At 62.2% G+C, this 5,578-nt stretch carries 5 protein-coding genes; 3 read left to right on the plus strand and 2 right to left on the minus strand.

The window, feature by feature from the left end; translation table 11 throughout:
• Together AC5RW2_RS40070 and AC5RW2_RS40075 are read right to left on the minus strand one after the other, a co-directional pair.
• A partial coding sequence (locus AC5RW2_RS40070) for an oxidoreductase (protein ID WP_494075234.1) occupies positions 1-1,277 on the minus strand: 1,277 nt, incomplete at its 3' end.
• 546 nt (positions 1,278-1,823) lie between these two features.
• Positions 1,824-2,588 carry an SDR family NAD(P)-dependent oxidoreductase gene (locus tag AC5RW2_RS40075; RefSeq protein WP_494029608.1) on the minus strand — a complete coding sequence of 255 codons (765 nt, stop codon included), beginning with the start codon at positions 2,586-2,588 and terminating at the stop codon, positions 1,824-1,826.
• Positions 2,589-2,655: 67 nt separating this feature from the next.
• On the opposite strand from AC5RW2_RS40075, the gene AC5RW2_RS40080 reads away from it, so the two are divergent.
• From AC5RW2_RS40080 to AC5RW2_RS40090, 3 genes are all read left to right on the plus strand, one after another.
• Positions 2,656-4,029, plus strand: coding sequence for a CaiB/BaiF CoA transferase family protein (locus AC5RW2_RS40080; RefSeq protein ID WP_494075235.1), 1,374 nt, complete (start codon positions 2,656-2,658; stop codon positions 4,027-4,029).
• A gap of 149 nt (positions 4,030-4,178) precedes the next feature.
• On the plus strand, positions 4,179-4,880 hold the full coding sequence (locus AC5RW2_RS40085; RefSeq protein ID WP_494075236.1) for a FadR/GntR family transcriptional regulator: 702 nt from the start codon (positions 4,179-4,181) through the stop codon (positions 4,878-4,880).
• A gap of 179 nt (positions 4,881-5,059) precedes the next feature.
• Positions 5,060-5,578 (plus strand): acyl-CoA thioesterase (locus AC5RW2_RS40090; RefSeq protein WP_494075237.1); only part of this gene is annotated, 519 nt, incomplete at its 3' end.

Consider the following 5,578-nt stretch of genomic DNA (forward strand, 5'->3'; position numbering starts at 1 on the left):
AGCTCGACGTCGTGGCCCGCCTCGCGGGAGAGCGCAGCGAGTTCCATGCCGGCCGGACCGCCGCCGACGATCAGGACCTTCTGCGGGATCTGGGCCGGCGGCCAAGGGCCGTCGACTTCCTTGCTGGTGTGCGGGTTCACGGCGCAGCCGAAGGGCAGCCCTTCGACGTAACGACGGCTGATGCACTCGTTGCCGCCCACGCACGGGCGGATGTCCTGCGTGCGCCCCTCTTTGGCCTTCAGCAGCAATTCCCCATCGGCGATGTGGGCTCGGGCCATTCCCACGACGTCGGCATGGCCGGCGGCCAGCACACGCTCGGCCACCTCCGGGCTGTTTACCCTGCCGGTGTGCACGACGGGCAGCGAGACGGCCCGCTTGAAGTTGCCGGCAAGATCGGCCCACTGGGCGTCGTCGTAGTAGGTCGGCTGGATGTAGCTGGGGTTGCCCCAGGGAGTGCCGACGACGACGTGGAAGTAGTCGATGAGGCCAGTAGACTCAAGGTACTGGGCGATCTGGATTCCCTCATTGGCGTCGTAACCGCCCGGTACTTCCTCGCGGAGGTTGATCCGCACGCCCACCGTCATGGTGCTGCCGACCACGTCACGGATGTTTTCCAATGCCTCGATGGAGAACCGGGCGCGCTTCTCCATCGAGCCGCCGTACTCGTCCTCGCGGTGGTTGGTCAGCGGCGAGAGGAACCATTCGAGGATATCGTCGTGGTTCATGTGCAGTTCGATACCGTCCAGCCGGGCAGCCTGGGCCTGTCCTGCCGAGAAGCGGTATTCCTGCATGAAGGTTTTGATCTCATCCCGGTCCAGCACATGCGGTGCCAGATTAATCACTGGGGAGCTCATGAGCGAGGAGGCACCGTGCGGCATGCCTCCCTGATGGACCATCTGGGCGCTAGCCGTGGCTCCAGCGGCGTGCATCGTATCGGAGAACTGCTGTATGCGCTCAACGAAGTAGGGCAGGCGGTAGCAGCCGTCCGTGGCGGCGCCAACACCCGTGGGCTCAAAGCCGGGGATGATCGGATTGCGAATGTGACCAGTGATACCGTCGATCCAGGCCGCCCCGGCCTTGGCCCGAGCTTCCCAGTAAGCGATGTTACGGTCCGCTTCAGCCTGCGTCCCGAAGAGATTGCCGATCGCTGAACCGTGAGGCGGCAACATGGTACGGTTCCGCAGCTTCATTGTGCCGATTTGAATCGGCGAGAAGAGCGTGGGAAACGCGGCGCTGGTGCCAGCCTCTTCGTCAGTCAAATCGTGCGTGGTGGTCATGTTTCACCTTCCGTGGATCGATCCTGCCGTCTCGAACTGCTTCGGGATCCTGTTTCACGAACACCATAACAGAATAGTGCATATCATGACCATAGATTATTTCGAGATCGCAGGATACTGCTGAATCACGCGTGAATCATCCGGCGACCAGGGCGTGCTCCCTTATTGGCGCAGCCAAATGAGCACGGCGCCGAGGGCGATCCCGGCCCGGTAGGTTTGGGCAAGTAAGGCGCATGGGGGCAGCGTGCCGCACCGCTGCCTGAAGAGATTAAAGGACTGCTCGACTGCAGCCCGCCCTCTGCATGCTCCGGGCCGACGCCGACGGGGCGGCCGCTGCGGGAGCCCGTTTGCGGTCAGCGATCCGATCGGCCGGTTCCGGAATGCGATTACGGAACGGCGGCCGCACTGCCCTTCCGATCCGGCCAGCAGGGGCTCGATCCGTTCCCACTGGGCGTTACCGAGAACAGCGAAACAAGACACCCCGCCAGTACCCGAGCGATCCACCGGACGATTTAGGAGATGCGCCCTTGACCGCAGGCGCTTCCGTCAGGGCTGTCCACCATCGACCGAAATGATGGCCCCGGTGGTGTAGCTTGAAGCATCGCTGGCCAAGTACAGTGCCGTGCCAACGATTTCCTCCGGCTGGCCGCCCCGATTCAGGGCGAATGACCGTGCACGTTCAGCGAAAGCCTGTTCATCCCAGGACTTGCTCACGTCGGTCAAGAAGGTGCCGGCCATGATGGCGTTGCAGCGCACCGTAGGCCCGAAGGTGTGGGCCAGGCCGATGGTCAGGGCATTGAGCCCCGCCTTTGCCGCCGCATACGGAAGTGTATGCGGTTTTGGACGGACGGCGGCCGCACTCGAGATGTTGATGATGGACCCGCCCTCACCCGCAGCCATGCGCGTCCCCACCAGGGCGGCCAGGCGGAAGGGCCCTTTGAGGTTGACATCGATCACCTTATCGAAGAGCTGTTCACTAACGGAATCGACCGAGTCGTAGAGCGGTGACATGCCAGCATTGTTGATCAGAATGTCCACCTTGCCGAACCGCTCATAGGAAGCATCCACAAGGGGCTCGAGCTGGTCCCACTGCCCAACATGCACCCCGAATCCCATGGCCTGCCGCCCAGTTTCCGCCTCCAATTCTTTGGCGAATTCGACGCATGCATCGCCGTTGCGGCTGGCAACGATAATGTCAGCGCCCGCCCGCGCGAGTCCTAGCGCCATGGCACGGCCCAGGCCGCGGCTCCCGCCCGTCACCAGTGCCACGCGGCCCTTAAGATCGTAAGAGTTAGAAATCTCCGTCGACATGCTCTCCCCTTATGTCGTCAACCGCTGATGCGGTTGCTACGCGGCCAGGCTTTCCCCTGTCCATGTCTTGAATAATATTTATGGTAATCATAGATTCCAAGAAGCGGCCCTGCAGGGAAAAGAAGTTTCCCTCAAACCCTGCCACTACAAGTCAAGTTCTGCTAATCTATTATCACTATTACCATGTAATTCGAAGCGTCCAATGAAAGAGGGTGAGGCTGTGATGAACCAGCCCAACACGGATACACCAGGCCTGCTCCACGGCGTACGCGTCGTGGAACTCGGATCGATGTACGCCGCGCCCACTGCAGGACGCATGCTTCGGGACTTCGGCGCCGAAGTCGTCAAGGTTGAAGACCCAGTCAACGGAGACTTCGCCCGCCAGTGGCAGCCGCAAAAGGATGGACTGGCCCTAGGTTTCGCCCGATTGAACTCCGGGAAGCGCTCGGTGGGCATCGACCTGAGGAAGCCGCAGGGCAGGGATATCGCCCTCGGCCTCATCCGGAAGGCCGATGTCGTCATTGAGTCCTTCCGGCCTGGGCGCCTCGAGGCCTGGGGAATGGGATACGACGTCCTTTCCAAGGAGAATCCCCGTCTGGTCCTGACCCGGGTCAGCGGCTTTGGGCAGAACGGACCATACAGCGGTCGTCCGGGCTTCGGTACAGTCGCAGAGACCGCGAGCGGCTACGCCTTCCTGAACGGCTGGCCGGACACTCCGCCGACCTCGCCCCCCTTTGGATTCGCGGATTCCATCGCCGGCATCTCAGCCGCATTCGGAACAGCCATGGCTTTGTACCGACGCGAACTGAGCGGCGTCGGTTCAGAAGTGGATGTAGCCCTGTATGAACCGCTGATGTTCATCCTGGGGGATGCTCTGCTGAACTATACCTCCACGGGAACCATCATGACCCGCGTCGGCAATACCTCCGGGTCGGCTTCGCCGCGGGGAATCTATCAGGCACAAGACGGAGGATGGCTTTCCATTGCAGCCTCCGCACAGACCATCGCCATGCGGCTTTTCGACGCAATGGGCCGCCAGGATCTGAAGACCGACGAGCGCTATGCCACCAATTCGGCGCGAATGGCAAACAACGCCGAACTGCAGGAGATCGTCAAGGCCTGGGTTGCTTCAATGCCTCGAAACAAGGTGTTGGACACCCTCGAAGAGTACGAAGTCGTCGCAGCCGCCGTCAATGATTCAAGTGACATCGTCCAGGACCCGCACTTCCTGGAACGAACACTGGTGGGACTGACCGGAACGGTCCTGGGCAATGCCCTCATGCCGGGGCCGATCCTCCACGTTGCCGGTGGTGCGGAACCGGTGTACGAAGGCGTACCCGCAGTAGGTGAACACACTGCAGCCATCCTCGGGAAGGAACTGGCCCTTGGTCAGGAAGCTTTGGACAAACTCGCTGCTGACGGCGTGATTTCCGCAACCTGACGGCCGCAGGTCCACAGACCGGCCAGTTTAGAGGTAGTCTGTTTTTCCTAACCATGCTAATGATATGCCGCTCTCCAGCGATAGCGCGGACACCGGTAAGCGAAGGAACCCGAGTGACACAGACATCATTACGGCCACAGAAGACAGCGATGCTCGTGGCCCAGCGCATCGTCGCCGACATCCAGCGCCGTGGCAACAATGTCGGCGATCGCCTCCCGCCGGAGCGGGTGATGCTGGAGGAATACGAGATCGGCCGGGGTACGCTGAGGGAGTCCCTGCGCTTCCTGGAGCTCCAAGGGGTCATCGCGCTGCGGCCGGGCCCGGGCGGCGGTCCAGTGGTCCAGCAGCCGGACGGTACCGGCCTGGCCACCGCACTGACACTGCTGCTGCAGTTCGAGAATGCCCCCTTCCGCACTATCGCGGAGTCGCGGACCGGGCTCGAACCCATGATGGCCCAGCTGGCCGCCACGCGCATGAACGCAGCAGAGCTTGCCGGACTCAAGTACAGCGTCGACCATATGGGCGAGCATATTGGTGACGAAGCGGAGTTCCTTGAGATGAACAAGCGGTTCCATGACATCATTGCCCATGGTTCCGGCAACGTAATGTTCGGCTATCTCGTGGAGTCACTGCTCGGCATGCTCGACGGAAGCGCGATCGGCATCGACTACCCGGAGCATCGCAGGATTGCTGTCCACGAGGCTCACGCCAGCATCTATGAGGCAATTGCGGCCCGCGACCCGGAAGCGTCCGCAAAGGCCATGCACGACCACATCACGGCCTATGCCCGCTACGCGGAACGAAAATTCCCCGAACTGCTGGACACACCGATTTCATGGACGGTGCGCTAGCTGCAGTAGGCAGAGGCCGGTCACCGGAAGGAATTCACTATGAAATCCGATACAGACACAAGTCCCGAAAGGTACGGGCAGAAGGCCTCCGGAAGCTTCGAGGAGCTGTGCTCATTACTGCGGCCGCGCCCACAAGGTAACGGCAGATATATCGGCGGCCCCCGGCCTTCCATTGGGGTGTGCCGTACGGAGGATTGTTGGTAGCGCAGGCCCTGGCCGCCGCTTCGGCGGACGTACCGGACGGCATTTGGGTCCGGAGCCTTCACGCTTACTTCGTCGGAGCGGGTGCCGCAACCCAAGATGTGGACATCGACGTCCTGCCCCTTGCTGACGGTCGGTCCACGTGCTGGCGATCGGTGCAGGTGCGGCAGGAAGGCCGTCTGCTGCTGACCGCCGAACTCACCTTCGCCCGGGACTCCAGTAGCCCGGTTCATCAGGTGCGGATGCCCCCCGCCCGTCCGCCCGAGGAGCTCCCGGATGTCGGACGGAGCCTTGCCGGCTACGACGACGTCCACGTCCATTGGAACGAAGACTCGGCCTTCGACCTGCGCTACGTAGAGGCCCCACCCCGGCTGGCGGCGGAAACCGGGGAAAACGAGCCCCGATCGTCGGTATGGGTGAAGGCCACGGGCCAGGATCCAGCCGACCGGGCCCTGAACGCGGCGTTGCTTGTCTACGCAAGTGATATGTGCATGCTG

The sequence above is a fragment of the Arthrobacter sp. B0316-1-20 genome, assembly GCF_059091865.1.